Below are 23,704 nucleotides of genomic sequence, written 5' to 3'. Positions count from 1 at the left end.
TCGAGGTGGAGCCGGGAAATCAGCCCTGGGTGATGTAGGACTGCAGTTGCTGCTGCTCGGCCTCGAGTTCTTCCATCCGGGTCTTCACCACGTCACCGATACTGACGATGCCGATCAGCTTCTTGCCGTCCAGCACGGGCACATGCCGCACCCGGTTCTTGGTCATCAACATGCTGATGGCGTCGACCTCGTCGGTCTTCGTGCAGGTGGCCAGCATGGACGTCATGATCTTGGACACCGGGCGAGACAGCACGCTGGCGCCGTGAGTATGCAGCTGGCGCACCACGTCGCGCTCCGACACGATGCCGACCACGCCCTCGTCGCCGACCACCACCATGGCGCCGATGTTCTGGTCGTTCAGCCCGGCAAGCAGCTCGCGAACGGTCGCGTCCGGGTTGATCGTCACCACCGCCGCGCCCTTGTTCCGCAAGACGTCCGCTATCCGCATCGAGGCCTCCAGCCGGGTTGTGATCCGCTTCACACCAGGCTACGGGGAAGTCGCGCGGCGGAAAAGCCACTAAGAGAAGCTGCAAACAGATCGTGTCCAATCGGTGAAAGCCGCGCGGATCGGCCGATTGACCCACTGCGGGCGCGGCTGGCTTGCAAGATGGGGCCATGATCGAGGTCACGCTGCTGGGAACCGGAAGTCCTATCCCCGATCCGAACCGCGCCGGGCCGTCGACCCTGGTGCGGGCCGGCGGCCAGGTGTTCTTGGTCGATTGCGGGCGCGGCGTGCTGCAGCGCGCCGCGGCGGTCGGGGTGGGCGCCGCCGGATTGTCGGCGTTACTGCTGACCCATCTGCACAGCGACCACATCGGTGACCTGGGCGACGTCCTCATCACGCGGTGGATCAGCACCTTCACCCCCGACCCCGCGCCGCTGCCCATCATCGGACCGCCCGGCACCGCCGAGGCGGTCGCGGCGACGCTGAACGCGTTCCGCCACGACATCGGCTACCGGATCGCCCATCACGCCGATATCAGTGAGCCGCCGGCGGTGGATGTTCACGAATACACCCGCGGTGCCGTCTGGGACCACGACGACGTGTCCATCCGGGTAGCCCCCACCGATCACCGCCCGGTGGCCCCGACCATCGGCTTTCGCATCGACTACCAGGGCGCCTCGGTGGTGCTGGCCGGTGACAGCGTCCCGTGCGCCGGCCTGGACGAGCTGGCGGCGGGCGCCGGCGCGCTGGTGCACACCGTGATCCGCAAAGACATCGTCGCCACCATCCCGCAGCAGCGGCTGCTGGACATCTGCGATTACCACTCCTCGGTCGAGGAGGCGGCGGCAACCGCGGCCCGCGCGAGGGTGGGCACCCTGGTCATGACGCACTACGTGCCGGCACTGGTGCCCGGACAAGAAGAACAGTGGCGCGCCTTGGCGGTCGCGCACTTCGGTGGGCGCATCGAACTCGGTGACGACCTGCATCGGGTTCAGGTCGACGCACCCTCGTGACGCCGGCGGCCGCCGCTCACCGGGCTGCCGAATCTCGTTGCGCCCCGTGGGATAGCGCAACGCCTGCGACCATCAGCCAGGTCAAGGCCAGGACCCGGGCGATCGGCAAGATGACGCCCAACGCCGGCCAAATCAGCACCACCGCCGTCAATTCGGCCAAGGCGGCAGTCGCCAGACCCATCCGGGCGACCGGTCCGGGTACCAACGCCCGACCGAGGCACGGCGCAGCGATCCCGCCGACCAGCAGACCCAACGCCACCATGTGGCCCGGACCGCCGGTGAGAAAGACCAACAAGTAGAGCGCCCTGACAACGGCAGCGTTCGCAGCGACGTCCGGTATCGACAACGTCCAACCCAGCAGGCCGGACAGACCGAGGGCACCGGCGGCCAAGGTTCCGCCGGTCAGCGCGATCGCCGCGGGCCCGGCGCCGGCGCCGAGTTGCCGCAACCGGGCGCCGGCGGTCGCCGCGTAGATCGCCAACGGCACCGAGGACGCGAACGTCGCAACGGCGATGATGCGCACGGCCGCCGGCTGGGCGCGGACGTAAGCCGCGACGGCGCTCGCCGGGCCGTAAGGCAACGGCATCACGCCGCCCACGGCAACCCCGATCGCGATCCCGCCGATGAGCAGCCCGATGCAGAACAGGGACAGCACCGCCAGGGACGAGCCGCCCAGCCTGGGGCGACTCGCCAAGCGCCGCGCTGCACCTTCGGCTGAATCGTTCATCCCTACAACGGTATCCCTGCGCGGTCCCACGCCGGCGGGTTCCGTTCCGGCTAGGCCAGCCGGGTCACCTCCACGATCACGTCGAGGTCGGTGGCGCCCTCCCCGGAGTAGATGCCCTTCAGTGGGGAAACGTCGGCGTAGTCGCGGCCCACACCCACGCCGACGTACTGCTCGGTGATCTCAGTGTCGTTGGTGGGGTCATAGCTCCACCACCCACCCGTCCACGCCTCGATCCAGGCGTGGCTTCGCCCCTCCACGGTGTCCCCCACGACGGCGTCGCGTTTGGGATGCAGATAACCCGAGACGTAGTGCGCAGGAATTCCCATGCCGCGCAACAACATCAGCGACAGGTGTACGAAGTCCTGGCAGACGCCCTTACCCGCTTTGAGCGCATCGAGCCCGGACGAGTGCACGCTGGTGGTTCCCGGAAGGTATTCCAATTCGTTGCGCACCCAATTGGCGGCGGCCACAACGGCTTCGGCCGGCTTGTGGGTCTTGCTGATCTTCTTGCCCACCGACGCCACCCGCCTGCTGGCCGGGGCGTGCTCGGTAGCGCGCAGCAGGTCGTCGTAACGATCGATCACCGCCTCGGATTGCAAATCGTTCCAGCCCACCTCCGTCGTGAGCGGCTCGGCGCGCTCGGTTTCGACGACCGAGGACGACATCACCGTGAGATCGGTGTGGGGCGCGTGCAGGTCGAACGCCGTGACCGCGGTGCCCCAGTAGTCGATGTAGCGGTAGGACCGGGTTGCCGGGATGGTTTCGACGCGGTTGAGGATGACGTTTTGCCGGTTGTTCGACCGCGGGGTCAGGCGGGCCTCGTTGTAGGAGGCGGTCACCGGCGACTGGTAGGCGTATCCCGTGGTGTGCACCACCCGCAGCCGCCACATCAGCCGTCCCCTTTCCTGCTGACCAGTCGGCCGCGCTGGCCCGCGTCCGACCAGGCCACCCAGGGCGTCACGTGAAAATACTGCAGCGCCAAGGCTTCTCCGACGTCACGGCAGGTGCTCTGCAGCCCCGCCAGACGGCCTTCCAACGATTCCAGCAGGACGCCGGGCTGGACGAATTCCAATTCGCTGCGGGCCTGACCGAGCAACCGCTGCGCCTCGGCGGTGGCCCCGATCCGGCTCTGCCGGTTGTGAACCAGTTCGTCGAGGTTGTGTTCGGCCAGTCGCAGCGAATAGAACACCGAACGCGGAAACAGCCGGTCCAACAACATGAATTCGACTACCCGGCCGGCGTCCAGCACACCCCGGTAGGTACGCAGGTAGGTGTCGTGCGCGCCCGCCGAGCGCAACAACGTCACCCATGCCGGGGACGAGGCGCTGTCACCGACCCGCGACAGCAACAGCCGCACGGTCATGTCCACCCGTTCGATCGCCCTGCCCAGCACCATGAACCGGTAGCCGTCGTCGCGGGACAGCGTTGAGTCGGCCAGCCCGGCAAACATTGCCGCGCGCCGCTCAATGAACGACAAGAAGTCATGTGGCCCAAGGCGTTTGGCGGCACGTTCGCGTTCGGGCAGGGCGTGGTAGGTGGTGTTGAGGCACTCCCATATCTCGCTGGAGGTCACCTCGCGCGCCGACTTCGCGTTCTCGCGCGCCGAGGTGATGGCGTCGACGATCGAGCACCCACCCTGGGTGTTGGTGCTGTAGGCCACCAGGTCGGTCAGCGACCACACGTCCAGGTCGTGATCCGGCGGGTCGATACCGAGCACCCGCAGCAGCAGGCGCGAAGCCTGGTCCGGGACCACGCTGGAATCCTCGAGCAATTGATGCAGCGCCACGTCCAGGATCCGTGCGGTGTCGTCGGCGCGTTCGACGTAACGGCCGATCCAGTAGAGCGCCTCGGCGTTACGTGCCAGCATCGTGCACCGCCCTTTGCTGTTGCTGTAGCTGTTGCTGCTCGCGCTGAGGCAGTTCGGTGGGCTGCGCCTGCTGGGAGGCCCGCCGCGGCGCGTCGTCGAGCATCGGGTCCGGCATGGAGGTGGGCAACGAGCGCACCACCTCCGCCGCCCCGAGCTCGTGGTCGCCGGCCGACGCCCGCGACGCGAGCACCCAGGTGTCCTTGGAGCCGCCGCCCTGACTGGAGTTGACCACCCGCGACCCCTCGACCAGGGCAACCCGGGTCAGCCCGCCGGGCAACACCCATACGTCGTTGCCGTCGTTGACGGCGAACGGCCGCAGGTCCACATAGCGCGGCGCCAGCGTGTTGCCGATCTGCGTCGGCACCGTCGAGAGCTCCATCATCGGCTGCGCGATCCAGCTCCGCGGATCGTCGCGCACCTTCTTGGCGGCGGCGGCCAGCTCTTTCTCGGAGGCCTCCGGTCCGAACACGATGCCGTAACCACCAGACCCCTCGACCGGCTTGAGCACCAACTCGTCGAGGCGGTCCAGCACCTCTTCGCGTTCGTCATCGAGCCAGCAGCGCAGGGTGTCCACGTTGGCCAGCAGCGGCTTCTCGCCCAGGTAGTACTCGATCATGGTGGGCACGTAGGTGTAGACGAGTTTGTCGTCGCCGACCCCGTTGCCGATTGCGCTGGAAATGACGACGTTGCCGGCGCGGGCGGCATTGACCAGCCCGGCCACCCCCAACACCGAGTCGGCGCGGAACTGCAGCGGGTCCAGGAAGGCGTCGTCGATGCGCCGATAGATGACGTCGACCTGACGCTCCCCCTCGGTGGTGCGCATGTACACCTGGTTGTCGCGGCAGAACATGTCGCGCCCTTCGACCAGCTCGACGCCCATCTGGCGGGCCAGCAGCGAATGCTCGAAATACGCCGAGTTATAGACACCGGGGGTCAGCACCACCACCGTCGGGTCGGCCTCGTTGGTGGCCGCGGAGTTGCGCAGCGCCCGCAGCAGGTGGCTGGCGTAGTCGTCGACCGCGCGCACCCGGTGGCTGGCGAACAGGTTCGGGAAAACGCGCGCCATGGTCCGCCGGTTCTCCATGACATAGGAGACCCCCGACGGCGAGCGCAGGTTGTCCTCGAGAACCCGCCAGGTGCCCTTCTCGTCGCGGATCAAATCGATTCCGGCCACGTGGATTCGCACGCCGTTGGGCGGGACGATGCCCATCGCCTGGCGGTGGAAATGCTCACAAGACGTGATCAGGCGGCGCGGGATGACCCCGTCGTTCAGTATTTCCTGGTCACCGTAGATGTCGTCGAGGTACATCTCGAGCGCCTTGACCCGCTGGGTGATGCCGCGTTCCAGCCGGGTCCACTCGGCAGCCGAGATAACCCGCGGCACCAGGTCCAGCGGAAAGGGCCGCTCCTGGCCCGACAGCGAGAAGGTGATCCCCTGGTCGAGGAAGGCGCGGGATAGCGCTTCAGCGCGCGCTTTCAGCTCCGAGGCATCCGACGGCGCAAGCTCGGCGTAAATGCCCTTGTAGGGGCCGCGCACGGTGCCCTGGGCGTCGAACATCTCGTCGAACGCCATCTCGTAGGCATCCGACGAGATGTTGTATCCGCCGAAGATGCGCTCAGAACGGGCAGCGCGAAAACCCCGCTTGGTGTCGTCAAGCTGGTTCGTAAGACTCACTGTTCAGATGCTGCCTCAGGTCGACGTTCTGGCAGCCCACGTGTTCCCGTTTTGGGAGAAAACGTAACTCACTGATAACCTGGGCAATCGCTGTGGTGGTATCCGGCGCCCAACAAAACGTCTAATCGAAGAAGGAACTCCCGCGTGGCCAACATCAAGTCGCAGCAGAAGCGCAACAAGACGAACGAGCGCGCTCGCCTGCGCAACAAGTCGGTGAAGTCGTCGCTGCGTACCGCGGTCCGCGCCTTCCGCGAGGCTGCCCACGCCGGCGACAAAGACAAGGCCGCCGAGTTGCTGGTGTCGACCAACCGCAAGCTGGACAAGGCGGCCAGCAAGGGCGTGATCCACAAGAACCAGGCGGCGAACAAGAAGTCGGCGCTGGCGCAGGTCCTCAACAAGATCTGAGGCTCTCCCGGCCGAGAACGCCCGCCCCTAATGGCTGCGCTGGGCGGCTAGCTCGGCAACCTGTCTGACCGCGGATTCCAGGGCGTAGTCGGCGTCCGCCACCGCGCCTTTGACGTTCGCGTTGAGCGTGGCCACCACCTTCATCGCCGTCGCCACCGAGTCACGCGACCAACGCCGAGCCTGTTTCTGGGCCTTCTGCACCCGCCAGGGCGGCATCCCGAGCTGTGACGCCAGCCGGTAGGGATCACCCGACAGCGGTCCGACGCGACCGATCGTGTGGATCGCTTCGGCCAGCGCATCCGCCAGCACCACCAGCGGCTCGCCCCGCATCATCGCCCACCGCAACGCCTCGGCGGCTCCCTGGATGTCGCCGGCCACCGCCTTGTCCGCGATGTCGAAGCCTTTCACCTCGGCCTTGCCGCTGTGATAGCGGCGCACCGCGGCGGCGTCGACCACCCCGCCGGTATCGGCGACCAACTGGGAGCAGGCAGAGGCCAACTCCCGCAGATCGGAACCGACCGAATCCAGCATTGCGGTCACCGTCTCCTCGTCGGCCTTCACCCGCAGGTCGCGAAACTCCTTGCGGACGAAATCGACGCGTTCGCTGAGTTTGGTGATCCGCGCGCAGGAATGCACCACGGCGCCAAGGGACTGCAGCTCGGTGGCCAACGCCTTGGCTCGACCACCGCCCGAGTGCACCACCACCAGCACCACGCCCGTCGGCATGTCGCTCGCGGCCGAAACAATCACGGCGGCAGCGTCTTTCCCCGCTTCGCCGGCGGCCTCCAGCACGACGATGCGCTCGTCGGCGAACAGCGACGGACTCAGCAGCTCGGCGAGCTCATAGGTGCTGACGTCGCCCGCCCGCATGCGGTTGACCGGAACGTCCTCGGTGCCGGCCCGTTTCCGCGCCGACCGCAGCACGTCGGCTACCGCCCGCTCGACCAGCAGTTCCTCGTCTCCCAGGACCAGGTGCAACGGCGAATCCTCGCTCACCCCACGATGGTGTCACGCCCCGCCGACCATGCCGCTCGGGGATCCACCGGCTCGACACCCGCCCTACCCCAGTCCGGACAGCGCCCAGGCCAGCCCGACCAGCGCCGCCCCTCCCGCCGCGACGCGAAACGGCCGCCATCGCCACAGCACCACCGCCAGCACCGTGACACCGCCGACGATCACGGTGCCGGGCGTACCCTCCGGGACCGGCACCGTGGCGCCGGGCATGTTGGCCGCCCAGCGGGCCACGCCGTCCACCCACCACAACTCCGGGCCGGTGAAGCGGATAAGCAGCCGCGCGGCGGCCGGCCAAATCCCGCAGAGCGCGGCCGCGGCCGTGCCGAACACCGTGATCGGCGCGATCACGGCCGCCACGATGAGATTCGCGACCGCGGCAACCACGCTGAATCGCCCGGAGATCGCCGCGACCAGCGGTGCGGTGACCACCTGCGCGGTCCAGGCGACGGCAAGGGCGTCGGCCAGCGGCTTGGGCCACCCCTTGGCCACCAGGCGCCGGGACCAGACCGGCGCGATGACGATCAGCGCGGCGGTGGCGAGCACTGACAGCGCGAACCCCACGTCGACGGCCAGCGCGGGGGCGACGGCCAGCAACACCAACACGCTGGCGGCGAGGGCCGGAATGGCTTGCCGCCGGCGCGAAGTCAGCATTCCGGCCAGCCCGATGGCGCCCATCACGGCCGCCCGCAACACGCTCGCCGTCGGCTGCACGACGATGACGAAGGCCACCAGCGCCAGCGCGGCAAGCGCGACGGCCGCCCGGGGGCCGATCAACCGGGCCGAAAACAGCACGGCGGCGCACACGATCGTCACGTTGGCACCCGACACGGCCATCAGGTGCGTCATGCCGGCTGCGCGAAAGTCGCGGCCGGTGTCGGCCGGCACCGCCGACGTGTCACCGATCACCAGCGCGGGCAGCATCGCTGCCTGATCGCCGGGCAGCGTGTCGCGGACGGCCCTGGCGAAGCGGCTGCGCACGCTGTGCGCCGCCGACTGCACCGCGTTTGCCGTGCCCATGGTCGGGGGGCCAGACGCGTTGAGCACGGCGACGGTCAGGTCGCGACGGGTCGGACGGGTGATGCGCGCGGTGAACTGCACGGGCTGGCCCACCGTCACGGCTCCGAAGTCCGAGGCGCGCGCGAAAACAACGACCCGGCCCGATATTTGGGCCGTGCGCAGGCGTCGCAGGGTTGCCCGGAACATCAACCGGCTGCTGCCCAACGACACCGGGCTCTCGGTGGGGGCAACCGTAACCGGAGCGCTGGTGCCGAAGGCCGCGGTGATCGGGTGGTGACCGACTGCGTCGGTGCGCAGCGCGATGGCGAAGCCGTATCCCGCCCCCACCACACCGATCGCGGCGAGACCGGCGCTGATCGCACGGAGCCGCGCATTTCGATCGGGCCCGCGCACCGCATGCCACGCCGCCACACCGGACACGATGGTCAGCGCGACGCAGCAGCAGGCGAAGATCCGGCCGGTCGACCACCAGATCCCGGCGGCAGTCACCGCCCAGGAGGCCAGCGCGGCAGGCACCAGGCGTACATCGACATGCCCCGAAAGTGATTCGCCCGCCCCGGGATGAACCACCGGGGTCAGACACGGACCAGGGCGCGCAGCTTCTCCAGCCGCGCCGGCCCGATGCCCTCGACATCGGCCAGCTGGTCGACGCTGGTGAATTTGCCGTTGGCCTGCCGCCACGCCACGATCGCGGCGGCGGTGACCGGCCCGACACCGGGCAGGGCGTCGAGGTCCTGAACGGTCGCGGTATTCAGATCGACCGCCTGGCCCGGCTTCGGCTTGACCGATCCCGATCCGGGCGTCGGTGCCCTCGATGTCGGTGTCGTTCCGGTGGCCACCGAGCTGCCCAGCGCCGTCGGCTGTCCCGGAACGGGTGCGAGCCCGACCACGATTTGTTCGCCGTCACCGAGCGGTCGGGCCATGTTCAGTCCGATGGTGTCCGCGCCGTTCACCGCACCGCCGGCCGCCTGCAGCGCATCGGCGATGCGCGCGCCCGGCGCCAGGGTCACCAGGCCTGGCGTGTGCACCAGACCAACCACGCTGACCACCACCGGGCGGTCGGGACTCGGCGCTGGTGCGGCACCCGGACTCGCCGATGACCTGGGGCTGGCCGTCGAGACCTTCTCCACCGGAGGCAGCTTGGCCGACATCACCGGCGTCGGCCGGTCGCGCAGCAACGTGAACACCGTGACCAGGACCGCCAGCGCCGCCACGATCGCCAACCCGATAGCGCCGGCGCGTCCGGGGTCGGCACGCACCCTGGCGACCCAGCCCCGGTCCTGCGACGCGTCGGGAAGCCACCGCGGCAGCAGCGAATTCTGGTCGTCATCCGGGGCGTCCTCCCTCGAGGCCGACCCGGCGTCCTCGGGCTCGGGGGACGCATCGTTCTGCGGTTCCGCGTTGAGCCGCCGCTGCAGGCGCTCCGCCGGAAGTTCTGTTCGCATGGGCCGACGGTAGGTCCGCGGACCGCCACAACGGCACCGCTCAACCGCGCCGCCGGGCCGAACTGTGGATTAACCCGAGGCTGTGCACGAGACCCGCGAGGGATGGGTCAAGATGGAAGTCGAGCGAACGACCAGCATCGCCAGAAGACAGCTCTGGACGCTGCATCGTCACCCTCACCCCGAAACGACAGGAGGCTGCCATGCAACTGGCGCTCACGCCCGAGGAAGCCGCATTCCGCGACGAACTTCGCAACATCTACACGACCAAGATCCCAGAGGAAGTGCGCGAGCGGGTGCGCCGGGGCTCGGCGGAAGTGAACCACGACGACATCGTCGCCAGCCACAAGATCCTGCACGAGCACGGCCTGGCGGTACCGAACTGGCCTGTCGAGTGGGGTGGCAAGGACTGGACGCCGACCCAGCATCAGATCTGGGCCGACGAAATGCAGCTGGCATGCGTCCCGGAGCCGCTCAACTTCAACACCAAGATGGTGGGCCCGGTGATCGCCGAATTCGGTTCGGAGGAGGTCAAACAACGCTTCCTGCCTCCCACGGCCAGTCTCGACATCTGGTGGTGCCAAGGCTTCTCCGAGCCCGAGGCGGGTTCGGACCTGGCGTCGCTGCGCACCACCGCGGTGCGCGACGGCGACAACTACGTCGTCAATGGTCAGAAGACCTGGACCACGCTCGGCCAGTACGCGGACTGGATCTTCTGCCTGGTCCGCACCGACCCGCAGGCGCCCAAGCGGCAGGCCGGCATCTCGTTCCTGCTGTTCGACATGAACACGCCGGGCATCACCCTGCGACCCATCAAGACGATCGACGGCGGCCACGAGATCAACGAGGTCTTCTTCGAAGACGTCCGAGTGCCCGCCAATCAGCTTGTCGGAGAAGAGAATCAGGGCTGGACATACGCAAAATTCCTGCTGGGCAACGAGCGCACCGGCATCGCGGGTGTGGGGCGGACCAAGGTGCGCCTCGCCGAGGTGAAGAAACACGCCGCGGCTACCGGGGTGCTCAACGATCCGCTGTTCGCGGCGCGGCTGGCCGAGGCCGAAAACGAGCTCTTGGCACTGGAACTCACCCAGTCGCGGGTGGTCACCGACTCCGCGAACGGGCAGCCCAATCCGGCGTCGTCGGTGCTCAAGCTGCGCGGCAGCCAGTTGCAACAGGCGGCCACCGAACTGCTCGTCGAGGTGGCCGGCCCGGATGCGCTGCCGGCCAACGGCGAAGACATTGCGTCCCCGGCCTGGGCGCAACACAGTGCGCCGCACTACCTCAACTATCGCAAGACGTCGATCTACGGCGGTAGCAGCGAGGTGCAGCGCAACATCATCGCGTCGACGATTCTGGGATTGTGAGGCAGCCATGGACTTTCAGTTGAGCGACGAGCAAAGCCTGCTCCGCGACACCACCCGCGACCTGCTGTCGCGCACCTATGACCCAGAAAGCCGCAACAAGATCATCGGCTCCGATCTCGGCTGGAGCCGCGAGGTCTGGAATCAACTCGCCGACACCGGGATTCTGGGCCTCGGCTTCGATCCGGAGGAGTCCGGCCAGATCGAGATCATGGTGGTACTCAACGAGGTCGGACGCCGGCTGGCCCCCGAACCGGTGCTGCACGCCGCGTTGGGCCCCGGTGCGCTGATCGCCGAGCTGGGCAGCGCTGAGCAGAAGGAACTGCTGGACGAGGTCGCGGGCGGACAGCGACTGCTGGCGTTCGCCCACCTCGAGCCGGGCCAGCGCAAGCCGTCCACCGAGGTGGTCACCAAGGCTGCGCAGCAAGGTGATTCGTGGACCTTGAGCGGCCGGAAGAACCCGGTGCTCGCGGGGGACTGTGCGGACACCTTGGTGGTCAGCGCCGCCTTGCCGAGCGGCGGCACCGGTCTGTTCCTGGTCGATGCGGCATCGGTGACCAGGCACCCGTACCGGACGTTCGACGGACAGCGCGGCGCCCAGATCGATCTGGACTCCACCCCCGCCGAACCTCTTGGCGAGGCCATCGACGCATCGGGCCCCATTCGCGACGCCATCGTGCGCATCCAGTCGGCGTTGTGCGCCGAAGCGCTGGGCGCAATGGAGGAATCACTGCGCCTGACGACCGATTACCTGAAGACCCGCAAGCAATTCGGCGTCACGCTCAACAAATTCCAGGCGCTCACCCAGCGCGCGGCCGACATGTACGTCTCGCTCGAATTGGCCCGCAGCATGACCCTGTATGCGGCCATGTCGATCGCCGACGGCGACATCGACCCGGTGATCGCCTCGCGCGCCAAGCTGCAGGTCGGCCGCTCGGGCCGGCACATCGCGCAGGAGTCGGTCCAGATGCATGGCGGCATCGGGGTGACGGTGGAATATCCGGTCAGCCACTACGCCGCCCGGCTCACCGCGATCGAACACACGCTGGGCACCTCGGGTGAGCACCTGCACAATCTGATTGACCACCTCGGCGACTACGACCTGGCCCGCCTGTAACGAATGGCCGAGCCCGCGGAGTTGACCGAGAGGGTCATCGAGTTCCTGTCAGCCGGCACCCGTACCGGGATGCTGGGGTACGTTGCCGCCGACGGCAGGCCCCTGGTCGCCCCGGTGTGGTTTGTCGTCGACGATGGCCATCTGGCGTTCAACACCGGCCGCGGCACGTCGAAAGGCCGTGCGCTGGCCCGTGATTCGCGAGTCGTGATCTGTGTCGACGACCCCCACCCGCCCTACTCGTTTGTGCAGGTGCAGGGGGTCGCGACGGTGACGGAGGATCCGCAGGACGTGCTGCGCATCGCGACCCGCACCGGCGGCCGCTACATGGGCGCCGAGCGGGCCGAGGAGTTCGGCCGCCGCAACTCCGCACCCGGCGAACTATTGGTACGGGTCCGCCCAACCAAGGTCATCACCGGTTTCGACATCAGCGCCTGACATCAGTTGGACTCTGGCGCGGCAATCGATTCCGCCTCGCCCGGCTCTGAGTCCGCCTCGGACAGCTGACCCACGAGATATTCGGCAAGGCCCCCGATGGTCGGATAGTCGAAGACCGCTGTCGCGTTGATCGTGAACTTGCCGCCGAACTGACTGTGCAGCCGGTTGCGGAGTTCGATCGCCATCAGTGAATCCGTACCCAGGTCCAGGAACCGACTGCTTGCGGCGGGCGGCGACGCGAGCCGCAGGAAGTTCTGCACCTCCCGTTGAAGGAATTCGGTCACGAAGCCGGCGCGCTGCGGCACCGGAATCTCCATCAGCTGCTTGAGCAATTCGCTGTCACCGGTCACCTCTCCGACGGCACTGGGCAACACGAGGTCGAGGATCGGTGGGCGCGAACTGCCCAGCACCTTCGCGGCACGCTGCCAGTTGGCCTTGAGCACGGTGGCCTGGCCCGTTCCATTCGCCACGACCTCGGCGAGGGCACCGAGCGCGGCCGCCGGTTCCAGCGGAATCAGGCCCTGCGCACTGATATTGGCGGTCGCGGCCTCCGAAGAGGCCATGCCACCCTGGGCCCAGGGACCGAAGTTGACGCCGGTGGCCGGCAAGCCTTGCGCCCTTCGCCGCGCGACCAGGCCGTCGAGCAGGGCATTGGCGGTCGCGTAGTTGGACTGACCGGGCGAACCGAACAAGCTCGACACCGAGGAGGACACGATGAAGAAGTCCAGATCGTCGTCCTGCGTCAATCTGTCCAAATGGCACGCGCCGAACGCCTTGGGCGTCAAGGTTGTTCGGAATCGCTCCAGGCTCTGCTGGGACAGCAGCGCATCGTCGAGCACCCCCGCCAAATGTGCCACACCGGCTAACGGGGGCAACTCCGCGCGGATGCGCTCCAACAGCTTCGCGACGTCGGACTCCGAGCCGACATCGGCGCAGAACACGTGGATGCGGCACTTGTAGCGCTCGGCGATCTCGTCGATTGCCTGTTGCACGTCCGCACCGGGCGCGCGCCGGCTGGTCAACACGATGTCACCCGCACCGAGTTGAGCCAGATACGACGCCGTGTGCAGACCGATCGCACCGAGTCCGCCGGTGATCAGGTAGCTCCGATCCGCCTGGGGCTGCAGCGGATTCGGTGTCTGAACCACGATCTTTCCGATGTGCCGCGCTTGCTGCATCCGGCGGAATGCGGCCCTCGCCTCGGTCAGCGGGTAAATCTCGGCGGGCAGCGGTGTCCACTCGCCCTTGGCCAATCCTTCCGAGACCTCCATCAGCAAGCTCCGAATACGTTCGGGCTCCTGGAAGGTCACGGTGTCCAGCGCCACGATCTCGTAGGCGATGTCGGGACGAGCCTGCGCCATCTGCTCAGGCGTCCAGATGTCACGTTTGGCGATCTCAGCGAAGCGGCCATTGTGGGCGGTGGCCCGCACGGTCGCTTCGAGGAATCCCTCACTGGTCAGGCTGTTGAGCACCACGTCGACGCCGGCACCATCGGTATCAGCCAGGATCTGGTCGGCGAAATCCGTTGTGCGCGAGTCGTAGACGTGCTCCACACCCAACTTGCGCAACGTCGCACGTTTGAAGGTGCTGGCCGTGGCGAAGACGACGGCACCACACTGCTGTGCCATCTGAATCGCCGCCAGGCCGACACCACCGCTGGCGGCGTGGATGAGCACACGCTCGCCGGGCTTCAGCTGCGCCCAGTCGAACGCGAGCCGAACCGTCAGCGCCGCAGCGGGAATCGTCGCCGCCTCGACCGCGCTCACCCCGTCCGGGATCGGCGCCAGCAACTGGGCAGGCACGTTGAACCGGCTGGAGAACGCCCCCTGCATGAAGCCGTAGACGCGCTGGCCCACCTCGACTCCGGCGACGCCCTCGCCCAGCTGGGTGACGACACCCGCGAAGTCTCCACCGATCGGCCCGGGGTCGCCCGGGTAGAGGCCGAGGACGTTGAGCACATCGCGGAAGTTGAGGCCCGAGGCCTCCACCCGGACCTGCACGTAGCCCGCGTCCGGGGGCGCCACGTCCACTTCGGTCAGCCGCAGGTTGTCAATGGCGCCGCGTTCGGTGGGGGCCAGGACGTAGTCGCCTGCACGCGGCACCGTGAGATGACCGCTGCGCGACCATGGCAATAACCGGGAGGCCAGCAGCTTTCCTTGTCGCACCGCGAGTTCCGGTTCGTCAACCGGGGTCGCCAGCAAGTGGGCCAGTGCCTGCACGGCCTCGGGTGACCCGTCGCAATCGACCAACTTGGCGCGCAGTACCGGTTCCTCGTTGATGGTGGTGCGGCCGAATCCCCACAGTGCCGCCTGCACCGGGTCTACCTGTTCGCCGGATTCGGTGGCCACGGCCCGTTCGGTGACGATCCACAGTCCGCCAGGCAGTTTCACCGCGCCGCCTTGCACCGCATGCACGGCGCTGAGCAGATTGGTGATTTCCGTTTCGAGGCGGCCGGCCCAGTTTTCCGAGCCGGCGCCGTCTTCTTTGTTCGGTCCGCTGCTGCGCCACACGACGCCGGTGAACGGCAGCCCGCGCTCGGCAGCCTGTGCCAGCACCTGTCCCAACGGCTCCGGATCGATGCTGCGGTCGAGCGGGACGCAGCCCGGCACCGTGGCCGCCAGTTCGTCGAAGCCGGCGATCAGCCAGGTGCCGGTGACTTCTGCGGCTTCTTCGCGCGATGGCGGCGGCACCTCGTGCCAGCCAAGGCTGTACAGCAACCGGGTGGCATCGCCGCCCAGCCCGCGCAGCAACGCCTCGCGCGGTGCACGTTTGACAGTGAACTCGCGAATCCCACCCAACTGGCGACCATCCCGGTCGACGAAATCGAGGTCGAAGACCTGGGTTTCGCTGTTGAGTTCGCTGCTGTGCCACCTCGCACGGCAGTAGAACCGCCGTGGCATCTTCTCCCGCAACATCACTTGCCCGTACCGCAGCGGCAGGAACAGATCGTTGACGCCCTGTTCGGCCGCGAGAAGCGCCGGGAACGCGGGGAAAGCGACTCCGGTGCACAGATCCATCAGCACCGGGTGCATCGGCTCGCTGCCGAGTTGTTCGGCAAGTTCTTCGCCGACGAGGATGTCGCCGATCGCTTCGCCCTCGCCGAGCCACAGCGACTTCAGGGAACCGGACCAGGTCGGTCCCCAGGCCAGCTCCAAGTCGGCGAAGGTCTCGAACAACTCCTGAGGACGCATGCGGTTCAGTCGCTCGAGCGTTTCGTCGACCGGATCACCGTCGGATACCGGTTCGTCACCGATGTCATCCACGCCGGCGACCACGGTGCCTTCGGCGTTCAACGACCATTCGGCGCCACGCTCGCCGTATGGACGGCTGTGCACTTGGAATCTGGACTCCCGGCCGTCCTGTATCGGATGCAAGGTCAGCTGTACTTCACGAGAACTCTTTTCGGGCAGGATGATCGGCTCGTAGAAGAAGACATCCTTCGCCCGCGCCGGAGTACCGACCGCGGCCAATGCCATTGCCGCGTAGGTCGCCCCGGGCACGACGACCGTGCCGTAGATGACGTGATCGGATAGCCAAGGCTGCGATTTGACGGACAACCTGCTGGTGTAGACGGAGTCGCCCGAGGCGAGGTCTTTCGCATTACCGAGGATTCCCGATACGGCCGGACCGTCGACCGCGATGCCGGACGTCTTAGGCCAGAAGCGGCGGCGCTGGAACGGATAAGTGGGCAGTTCGATTCTGCGACAAGGCTGATCATGTAGCGCAGCGAAATCGAGACGATGGCCGCCGACGTAGGCCGCGGCCAGCGCGTCGGCGATCTGACGCCGATCACCGACGCCCTTACGCAGCGAGACGATCGCGCGCGGTGCGGCAAGGTGCTCTGGCCAAACCTGTACCGCGGCGCCGGTCAGCACCGGTTGCGGGCCGATCTCCATCAACACCGAGCAGCCCAGCGCCGCCACGGTGCGCACACTTTCGGCGAACTGCACCGGCTGTCGGGAATGCCGCCGCCAGTACGGGGCGTCCAGCGGGGTTTGGCTCGTGAGCACGGCACCGGTGCGGTTGCAGACCAGCGGCATGCTCGGCGCGGCAAATTGCAATTGCGCGGCGTACGCCTCGAATTCGTCGAGCACCGGGTCCAACAGCTCGGAGTGGAAGGCGTGGCTGGTCTGCAGCCCGGTGCAGCGGATTCCCTCGTCACCGAACTTGGCGGCGATCTGCTCCACGTCCTCACCCGGACCCGAAAGCACGGTGTTGGGTCCGTTGTAGGCAGCGACCGACACTCGCGGAAATTCGCCGGCGACCTCCTCAACGTGCTTGGCGTCGGAGAACACAGCCACCATGCGCCCGCCTTCGGGCAGGCTGCCGAACATTCGTCCGCGCTCGGCCATTAGCCGGGCGCCGTCCTCGAGACTGAACACGCCTGCCACACATGCGGCTGCGTATTGACCCACGCTGTGCCCCAGCACCACGTCGGGCTGGATTCCCCACGACTGCCACAGCCGGGCGAGGCCCATCTCGACGGCGAAAAGCGCCGGCTGCGCAAACGAGGTGTGCCGCAGCCTTTCTCCGGCTTCGCCTCCGGTTTCGCGATCGGTGGCGAACAGCACCTCCAGCAATGGATGCGGCAATATGTCATTGACCGCATCGGCACAGCGCGTCACGGTTTCGGCGAAAACCGGTTCGGTGTCGAACAACTCACGCGCCATCGCCGAATACTGGCTGCCCTGGCCGGTGAACAACCATGCGGTTGTCGGGTGGTGTGCGTGCTCGCCACGTACCACACCGGGCCGCAGGCGGTTCTCAGCCAGCTCGGCCAGGGCGTCGCGCGCGCCCGCGACCGAATCCACGACCAGCGCGGCGCGATGCTCGAAGTGAGAACGGCCCGTTCCGGCGGTCAGGCATACCTCGGCGAGGTCTGCATCGGGGTGGGAGCCCAGCCAGGCCTCGTAACGCTGCGCCAGCGCCATCAGTGCTTCCGGTGACCGCGCGGATAGCGCCAGCACCCTGGCCTGATCAGGCTGAGCTTGCGACGCCGACTCCGTCGCGACATTGTCGGCGATCTGCCCGTCGGCGGACACAGCTCGCGCCGGAGCCTCCTCCACCAGCACATGCGCGTTGGTACCGGTGAACCCGAAGGAGCTCACGCCGGCGCGCCGCGGTCTGCCGTTGGGCCGCCACGGCATCGCCTTGTCCACGACCCGTACCGGCAGCGAATCCCACGGGATGTGCGGCGACGGCTCCTCGAAGTGGAGACTTTGCGGCAGGACGTCGTGCTGCAGCGACAACACAACTTTGATCAGACCTGCTGCGCCTGACGCGGATTCGGTGTGACCGATGTTGGTCTTCACCGAGCCCATCAGCAGCGGCCGGTCCGCGTCGCGCGAGCCGGCGTAGGCGGCGGCCGCCGCCTGCACCTCGATCGGATCGCCCAGCGGGGTGCCCGTCCCATGCGCCTCGAGGTAATCGACATCTCCGCCTGCCAGACCGGCACGAGCCAGCGCCGTCCCGATAAGCCGTTGCTGTGCACCACCATTGGGCACTGTCAGGCCACTGGATGCCCCGTCCTGATTGACCGCGCTGCTGGCAATGACCGCACAGATCCGATCACCTTCGCGCTCGGCGTCGCTCAGTCGCTTGAGCACGAGAATCCCGCAGCCTTCACTGCGCACGTAACCGTCGGCGGAGGCGTCGAAGGTCTTGCATCGCCCCACCGGGGAAAGCATTCTCGCGCGCGAGGCAGCAACAACGGTCACTGGACTGAGCAAGACGTTCACGCCCCCGGCCAACGCCATGTCACAGTCACCTGAGTGCAATGCCTGGCAGGCTTGATGGACGGCCACCAGCGCCGAGCTGCATGCGGTGTCGATCGCGACCGCCGGTCCTTCGAGTCCCAGGGCGAAGGCAACGCGACCGGAGATGGCGTTGAGCGCATTGCCGGTGATGAAGTGCGGTTCGATCTTGTCGATCGACTCCGACGACAGCAGGTGCGCATACTCGTTGGCCGCCACACCCACGAAAACTCCGGTTCGGCTGCCGCGCAATGTCGCCGGCGAGAGCCCGGCGCGTTCCAGGCCTTCCCATACCGTTTCGAGCATCAGACGTTGCTGCGGCTCGATCCAGACAGCCTCGCGGGGCGAGATGCCGAAGAATTCGGGATCGAATCCGTCTATTTCGTCGAGGAATCCGCCGAACCGCGTGTACGTCTTGCCCGGAGCGTCCGGATCCGGATCGTAGAACTCGTCGATGTCGAATCGGTCCTCCGGGACCTCCCGGATCGCATCGACACCGCCGGACAACACCTCCCAGAACGCTTCCGGATCGGGCGCGCCGGGGAAACGGCACGACACCGCGACGATCGCGATCGGTTCATCCGTGCGCGTCGTCACCTCGGCTGTCGGCTGAGGTCTGGGTTTGGAGGATGCCTGATCACCGAGCTCGAGCACTTCGCCGAGCAGGTAGTCGGCCACGTCGGACAGCCGCGGGTGATCCATGGCCAGGGTGGCCGGGACCTGCTTGCCCACCCCTTGTTCGATGCGGCGCCGCAATTCGACCGCCATCAACGAATCCATGCCGAGATCGAAAAACCCTGCGTCCTCGCGGATTTCCGCGGCATCGACCCGCGTCACCTCCGCGACCGCATCCCGCAGATAATCGGTCAACAGTTTCTTGCGCTGCAGCACCGGAGCGCTCGTGAGCCGCTCGACCAACGGGGTCTTCCCAGCGGGAGTTGCGGAAGGCCCCGCGGTATTCATCAGGCTGGGCACCTCGCGCTCCAACTCCGCCAGGAACGCCCGTCTACCGGCTTGCTGGTAGAGCGGCAAGAAGCGGTCCCAGTCGACCCGGGCCACAACTGCGTGTGCGGGGCCCTGCGCCGGAGCGGTCGCCACAACATCGGCCAAACCCGCAAGCGCATCGGCCGGTGCCAGCGTCCGGATGCCACGCTGATCCAGTCGAGCACGAGATTCCGCGTCCGCCATGCCCGCCGACCACGGCCCGAAATTGACGCTGACGCCGAGGATGCCCTGCTCACGCAGGCGCCAGGCGAGACCGTCGAGGAAGGCGTTCGCCGCGCTGTAGGCGCTCTGGCCGAATCCGCCCCACACCGAGGCGATCGAGGAAGTGCTGATGAAGAAGTCGAGCTGCAGATCAGCCGCCGCTTCGCTCAAATGCCAAGCACCCCAGACCTTGCCGGCGAACACGCGATCGACCTCGGCGTCCTCAAGGGCGCTCAGCGGCGTGGTGCCGACCTCACCCGCCGCGTGGACGATGCCTGCCAACGGCGGCAGCTCGGCTTGCACGCCTGCCAGCAGGCGGGCGACGTCGTGCGCATCGGCGACATCGGCGGTGACGACCCGGATTTGGCACCCGTGCGCTTCGCCCAGTGCATCGATGCGCTGTTGGACGGCATCGGTTGGCGCGCGCCGGCTGGTCAGCACCAGATGCCCGGCGCCGTTCGCTGCCAGGTATCCGGCGATCTCGAGTCCGATCGCACCCAGCCCGCCGGTCACCAAATACGTTGCGTTGTCCCGTATCTGCAGCGGCGCTCCACGCGAGGGTTCAGTGCGCCGAACCAACCGGGGAACGTAGACCGCCTCATCACGCAGTGCGAGCTGGTCTTCCCTGGCGACCGAGTCGCGCGGCGTGCTGATCCGGTCCATGAGCCGAGACCATTCGCCGGCAGTCCCTGCGCCCAGATCGGCGAGTCCGCCCCATACCTGCGGAAGCTCCAGCGATGCGGCGCGACCGAAACCCCACAGGCAACTCTGATGCGGCGCCACAGTGTCGGTGTCGGTGACGCGCTGCGCGCCGCGCGTCACGATCCAGATGGGGCTGCGTAGCTCGGCGGCGAACGCAGCGCGAAAGAGCCGCCGTGTTCCGCCAAGGATCCGGTGTTGCGTCCGCAACAGTGAGCGCATCGTTGGTGTGGTCCCGGCCGCCAAAGCCGCGACATGCACGATGCGTAGCGTCGAATCGTCTGCAGCGGCAGCGCGTAATGCGCCAACGAGCTGTTCCTCGTCGGCGTCGGACGCCGGTAACCCGACGACCCGATGCCGTTGGTTGCGTGCAGTCAGCCAGTCGACCAACGGCTGGACGGAATCCGTATCGTCGCCGACGATGATCCAGCTCGACTCACCGACCACTTCTGCGCGGGAAGGCGGAGTTGTTGTTTTGTCCCACCGGATCTCGTAGCGGTCGTTCGCGACGGGCCGGGTCGTGCGCTGTTGATTGTGTTGTGCTGCAAGCTTGGTGAGCACCTGCACGGTCTGATCATCACCGCTCACACCGTCAATCAGGGTTGCCAGTTCCTGGATCCGGCCGTCCTCGAGCAGGCGCACGGCTTCGGTACGCGGTGCGTCGACGTCCTGTCGTTGTTCGGGGCGCTCACGATCATTGCGGAACCAGTACTGGCGACGCTCGAAAGGATAGGTGGGTAGATCGAGTTTTTGCGTGTGCGCCTGCCGCAAAGCGTCAAAGTCGGGCAGGTGACCCAAGACATACGCATCGGCGACTGCTTCGGTGATCTGGCGGTGGTCAGCGGTATTTCGGCGCAGCGACGGGATCGCTCGCGGTGCGGTGGCCGGATCAGGCCATGCACTCAGAGCCGAGGCGGTGAGCACCGGTCGGGGACCGATCTCGAGTAGCACCTTGCAGCTCAGCTCGGCAAGAGTGCGCACGCTCTTGGCGAATTCCACCGGTTGTCGCGCGTGCCGGCGCCAATAGGCGCCATCGAGCTTCACGCTCCGGCCGAGCGCGGCGCCGGTGCGGTTGTCGATCAAGATGCGTTGAGGCGCTTTGAAGTCGAACTGCCCCGCAAACGATTCGAATTCGTCGAGGATGGGGTCCAGAAGCGCTGAGTGGAACGCGTGGCTGGTGTCCAGCCAGTCACATCGGATACCGTCGGCCGTCAGTCCGGCCACCGCCTGCTCCAGATCGGCTGCGGGGCCGGATAATACGGTGTTGGCGCCGTTGTAGGCGGCGACCGACACAGCCGGGCAATCGTCGGTCAGTCGCTCGACTCGCTCGGCGGCAGTGAACACCGCAACCATCCGGCCACCCGCGGGCAGACTGCCGAAGAGACGACCACGTTCGGCCGTCAGCAGCGCGCCGTCTTCGAGGCTGAGCACGTCTGCCACGCAGGCCGCCGAATACTGGCCGACGCTGTGGCCCAGCACGACGTCCGGTTCGAAGCCCCATGATTGCCAGAGTCGGGCCAGGCCCATCTCCACCGCAAAGAGCGCGGGCTGTGCGTAGGAGGTCTGCTGCAGCGTCGCGTCGCCGTCCGGGCTGTCCGCGCCGAAAATTACGTCCAGCAACGGCTTTTCGAGAACGCCGGCGACCGCAGCAGCGCAATGATTCAGTGTCTCGGCAAACACCGGCTCGGTGTCGAACAACTCTTGAGCCATGCCGGGGTATTGGCTGCCTTGACCGGTGAACAGCCACGCCGTCTTCGGTGGGTCGTGGGATTCGCCGCGGAATAATCCGGGTGCCGGGCGATCTTCCGCGAGTGCGCCGAGTAGCTCCATGGCAGATTCTCGCGAGTTGACCACCAACGCGGCCCGCTGCTCCAAGTGTGCTCGCCCCGCGCCGGCGGTGAAGCACACGTCGCGCAGGGTCGCCTCCGGGTGCGCGCTCAACCAACTGCGGTAGTCAGCGGCGAGCCGCGCCAACGCGGCGGGCGTTCGCGCCGAGAGCGGAAGGATGCTGAACCGTCGGTCCCCGGGATGATCGAGGGGAACCGGTGCCGCGAGAACCGGTTTGGTTTGCTCGGGTGCTTCCTCGAGAATGACGTGAGCGTTCGTGCCGGCGAATCCAAATGAGCTGATTCCCGCAATGCGCGGCTCTCCGTTGCGTTCCCAGGCGGTGGCCTCCTGAACAACCTGCACTGCGAGCCGATCCCAGGGAATGTGGGGCGACGGGTTCTGAAAGTGGAGGTGTTGCGGCAGTAGTTCGTTCTCGAGCGACAGGATGACTTTAATGACGCCGGCAATACCAGCGGCTGCTTCCAGATGTCCGATATTCGTCTTCACCGAGCCCATCAGCAGCGGCCGGCCGGGTTCGCGTCCGGCGCCGAGCACCGCACCCGCGGCCTGGGCTTCGATGGGGTCACCCAGTGATGTCCCGGTGCCGTGCGCTTCCAGGTACCCGATGTCGCGGGGTTCGAGGTTGGCTCGCTTCAGCGCGTCGGCGATAACACGTTGTTGGGCAACGCCGTTCGGCACGGTCAATCCGCCCGAAGCCCCGTCCTGGTTGATCGCGCTGCCGCGGATCACGGCGCGTATCCGATCACCGTCGCGGATCGCGTCCTCGAGGCGCTTGATCACGATGACACCGCAGCCCTCGCCGCGTACATAGCCGTCCGCCGCCGCGTCGAATGTCTTGCACCGGCCGTCGGGTGCGAGCATGTGCGCGCTGGAGAACGTGATCATGGTCGCCGGGGTGAGCAGTACGTTCGCCCCGCCGGCCAGCGCCAGGTCGCATTCGCCGAGGCGCAGCGCTTGGCACGCCTGATGGATGGCCACCAGCGACGAGCTGCACGCCGTGTCGACGGCGACTGCCGGACCCTGCAGCCCCAACCGATAGCTGATCCGGCCCGCCGCCGCGGCGTTTGATGTCCCGATGGCCAGGTAGGCCTCGATTTCGGCGTAAGTCAGCTCGTCGGACACCATTCCCAGGTAGTCGTGCGTGGCCAAACCGACGAAGACACCAGTGTTGCTGTTCGCCAGATCAGTTGGTGCAGTGCCCGAATGCTCGACCGCGCGCCATGCCGTTTCCAGCAAGATCCGGTGCTGCGGGTCCATCAGCCTGACCTCGCGCGTCGACATACCGAAGAACGGCGCGTCGAATCCCGTTACGTCGTCGACGAAACCGGCACGACGGGTGACGACCTTGCCGGGCGCACCCGGTTCCGGGTCGAAGAATTCGTCGACATCCCACCGGTCCTGCGGCACTTCAGATACCACATCCCGGCCGTGCCGCAACACATCCCAGAACTCGTCCGCATCAGCAGCTCCCGGAAATCGCGCCGCGTAACCGACAATCGCAAAGCCCGATGCCGGCTCTTCCAAACCCTTGACGGATGGCATGCGCTTGTCCTCTCTTGGCCGGTCAAGATCGATTCCCGCGGGAGGCAGTTGCGCTCGGAGAATCATTTCCGGAGGCGCACACCGCGCCCACACCGTGCAACGACAGCCGGTGCGGCTGCCGCCCTGCGTCCCCGCTCG

14 protein-coding genes are annotated in these 23,704 nt (G+C 67.2%); 5 read left to right on the top strand and 9 right to left on the bottom strand.

The window, feature by feature from the left end:
* Positions 1-19: 19 nt before the first annotated feature.
* A complete protein-coding gene (locus A5782_RS06720; RefSeq protein WP_067097047.1) occupies positions 20-448 on the bottom strand; it encodes a CBS domain-containing protein in 429 nt (142 codons plus the stop codon).
* A gap of 167 nt (positions 449-615) precedes the next feature.
* Between A5782_RS06720 and A5782_RS06715 the strand changes: the two genes are divergently transcribed.
* Entirely contained in the window at positions 616-1,458 is an 843-nt protein-coding gene (locus A5782_RS06715; protein WP_067097049.1) for a ribonuclease Z, read from the top strand.
* A gap of 16 nt (positions 1,459-1,474) precedes the next feature.
* Here the strand turns inward: A5782_RS06715 and A5782_RS06710 are convergent, their stop codons facing one another.
* From A5782_RS06710 to A5782_RS06695, 4 genes are read right to left on the bottom strand one after another with little or no spacing between them, the layout of a single operon-like run.
* Positions 1,475-2,185, bottom strand: a complete 711-nt coding sequence (locus A5782_RS06710; protein ID WP_067096812.1) for a hypothetical protein — start codon at positions 2,183-2,185, stop codon at positions 1,475-1,477.
* Positions 2,186-2,235: 50 nt separating this feature from the next.
* A complete protein-coding gene (locus A5782_RS06705) occupies positions 2,236-3,075 on the bottom strand; it encodes a transglutaminase family protein (protein ID WP_067096810.1) in 840 nt (279 codons plus the stop codon).
* Positions 3,075-4,052 (bottom strand): alpha-E domain-containing protein, encoded by a 978-nt coding sequence (locus A5782_RS06700; RefSeq protein WP_067096807.1) that lies wholly within the window; start codon positions 4,050-4,052, stop codon positions 3,075-3,077. The genes A5782_RS06705 and A5782_RS06700 overlap by 1 nt, the downstream gene beginning before the upstream one ends.
* Positions 4,039-5,727 (bottom strand): circularly permuted type 2 ATP-grasp protein, encoded by a 1,689-nt coding sequence (locus A5782_RS06695; RefSeq protein WP_067096805.1) that lies wholly within the window; start codon positions 5,725-5,727, stop codon positions 4,039-4,041. The genes A5782_RS06700 and A5782_RS06695 overlap by 14 nt, the downstream gene beginning before the upstream one ends.
* Before the next feature lie 144 nt (positions 5,728-5,871).
* Between A5782_RS06695 and rpsT the strand changes: the two genes are divergently transcribed.
* Positions 5,872-6,132 carry a 30S ribosomal protein S20 gene (gene rpsT / locus A5782_RS06690; protein WP_067096802.1) on the top strand — a complete coding sequence of 87 codons (261 nt, stop codon included), beginning with the start codon at positions 5,872-5,874 and terminating at the stop codon, positions 6,130-6,132.
* A 27-nt stretch (positions 6,133-6,159) separates the two neighbouring features.
* On the opposite strand, the gene holA is transcribed toward rpsT, so the two are convergent.
* The 3 genes from holA to A5782_RS06675 all read right to left on the bottom strand — a co-directional run bounded on the left by holA (position 6,160) and on the right by A5782_RS06675 (position 9,608).
* Positions 6,160-7,110 (bottom strand): DNA polymerase III subunit delta, encoded by a 951-nt coding sequence (gene holA / locus A5782_RS06685; protein ID WP_156623832.1) that lies wholly within the window; start codon positions 7,108-7,110, stop codon positions 6,160-6,162.
* An 81-nt stretch (positions 7,111-7,191) separates the two neighbouring features.
* Positions 7,192-8,733: a ComEC/Rec2 family competence protein gene (locus tag A5782_RS06680; protein ID WP_067096797.1), complete on the bottom strand. Its 1,542-nt coding sequence runs from the start codon at positions 8,731-8,733 to the stop codon at positions 7,192-7,194.
* 5 nt (positions 8,734-8,738) lie between these two features.
* Positions 8,739-9,608, bottom strand: a complete 870-nt coding sequence (locus A5782_RS06675) for a ComEA family DNA-binding protein (protein WP_067096794.1) — start codon at positions 9,606-9,608, stop codon at positions 8,739-8,741.
* A gap of 200 nt (positions 9,609-9,808) precedes the next feature.
* Here A5782_RS06675 and A5782_RS06670 point away from each other — a divergent pair, with 200 nt between their 5' ends.
* From A5782_RS06670 to A5782_RS06660, 3 genes are read left to right on the top strand one after another with little or no spacing between them, the layout of a single operon-like run.
* On the top strand, positions 9,809-10,969 hold the full coding sequence (locus tag A5782_RS06670) for an acyl-CoA dehydrogenase family protein (RefSeq protein WP_067096791.1): 1,161 nt from the start codon (positions 9,809-9,811) through the stop codon (positions 10,967-10,969).
* A 7-nt stretch (positions 10,970-10,976) separates the two neighbouring features.
* The gene (locus tag A5782_RS06665) at positions 10,977-12,083 is read left to right on the top strand and encodes an acyl-CoA dehydrogenase family protein (protein ID WP_067096789.1); all 1,107 of its coding nucleotides are present in this window, start codon (positions 10,977-10,979) and stop codon (positions 12,081-12,083) included.
* 3 nt (positions 12,084-12,086) lie between these two features.
* Positions 12,087-12,518, top strand: coding sequence for a PPOX class F420-dependent oxidoreductase (locus A5782_RS06660; RefSeq protein ID WP_067096787.1), 432 nt, complete (start codon positions 12,087-12,089; stop codon positions 12,516-12,518).
* Between the two features lie 2 nt (positions 12,519-12,520).
* On the opposite strand, the gene A5782_RS06655 is transcribed toward A5782_RS06660, so the two are convergent.
* Positions 12,521-23,566 (bottom strand): type I polyketide synthase, encoded by an 11,046-nt coding sequence (locus A5782_RS06655; protein WP_067096784.1) that lies wholly within the window; start codon positions 23,564-23,566, stop codon positions 12,521-12,523.
* Positions 23,567-23,704 lie beyond the last annotated feature (138 nt).

The organism is Mycobacterium sp. 852002-40037_SCH5390672, assembly GCF_001665875.1.
Classification (GTDB): Bacteria; Actinomycetota; Actinomycetes; order Mycobacteriales; family Mycobacteriaceae; genus Mycobacterium.
The sequence above is the reverse complement of the archived record's forward strand: the minus strand, read 5'-3'. Positions and strand labels throughout refer to the sequence as shown.

What these genes read in the sequence shown, in the direction of transcription:
- A5782_RS06720 (WP_067097047.1), bottom strand. Translation starts at nt 448, where the DNA reads ATGCGGATAGCGGACGTCTTGCGGAACAAGGGCGCGGCGGTGGTGACG.
- A5782_RS06715 (WP_067097049.1), top strand. Translation starts at nt 616, where the DNA reads ATGATCGAGGTCACGCTGCTGGGAACCGGAAGTCCTATCCCCGATCCG.
- A5782_RS06710 (WP_067096812.1), bottom strand. Translation starts at nt 2,185, where the DNA reads ATGAACGATTCAGCCGAAGGTGCAGCGCGGCGCTTGGCGAGTCGCCCC.
- A5782_RS06705 (WP_067096810.1), bottom strand. Translation starts at nt 3,075, where the DNA reads ATGTGGCGGCTGCGGGTGGTGCACACCACGGGATACGCCTACCAGTCG.
- A5782_RS06700 (WP_067096807.1), bottom strand. Translation starts at nt 4,052, where the DNA reads ATGCTGGCACGTAACGCCGAGGCGCTCTACTGGATCGGCCGTTACGTC.
- A5782_RS06675 (WP_067096794.1), bottom strand. Translation starts at nt 9,608, where the DNA reads ATGCGAACAGAACTTCCGGCGGAGCGCCTGCAGCGGCGGCTCAACGCG.
- A5782_RS06670 (WP_067096791.1), top strand. Translation starts at nt 9,809, where the DNA reads ATGCAACTGGCGCTCACGCCCGAGGAAGCCGCATTCCGCGACGAACTT.
- A5782_RS06665 (WP_067096789.1), top strand. Translation starts at nt 10,977, where the DNA reads ATGGACTTTCAGTTGAGCGACGAGCAAAGCCTGCTCCGCGACACCACC.
- A5782_RS06660 (WP_067096787.1), top strand. Translation starts at nt 12,087, where the DNA reads ATGGCCGAGCCCGCGGAGTTGACCGAGAGGGTCATCGAGTTCCTGTCA.
- A5782_RS06655 (WP_067096784.1), bottom strand. Translation starts at nt 23,566, where the DNA reads ATGCCATCCGTCAAGGGTTTGGAAGAGCCGGCATCGGGCTTTGCGATT.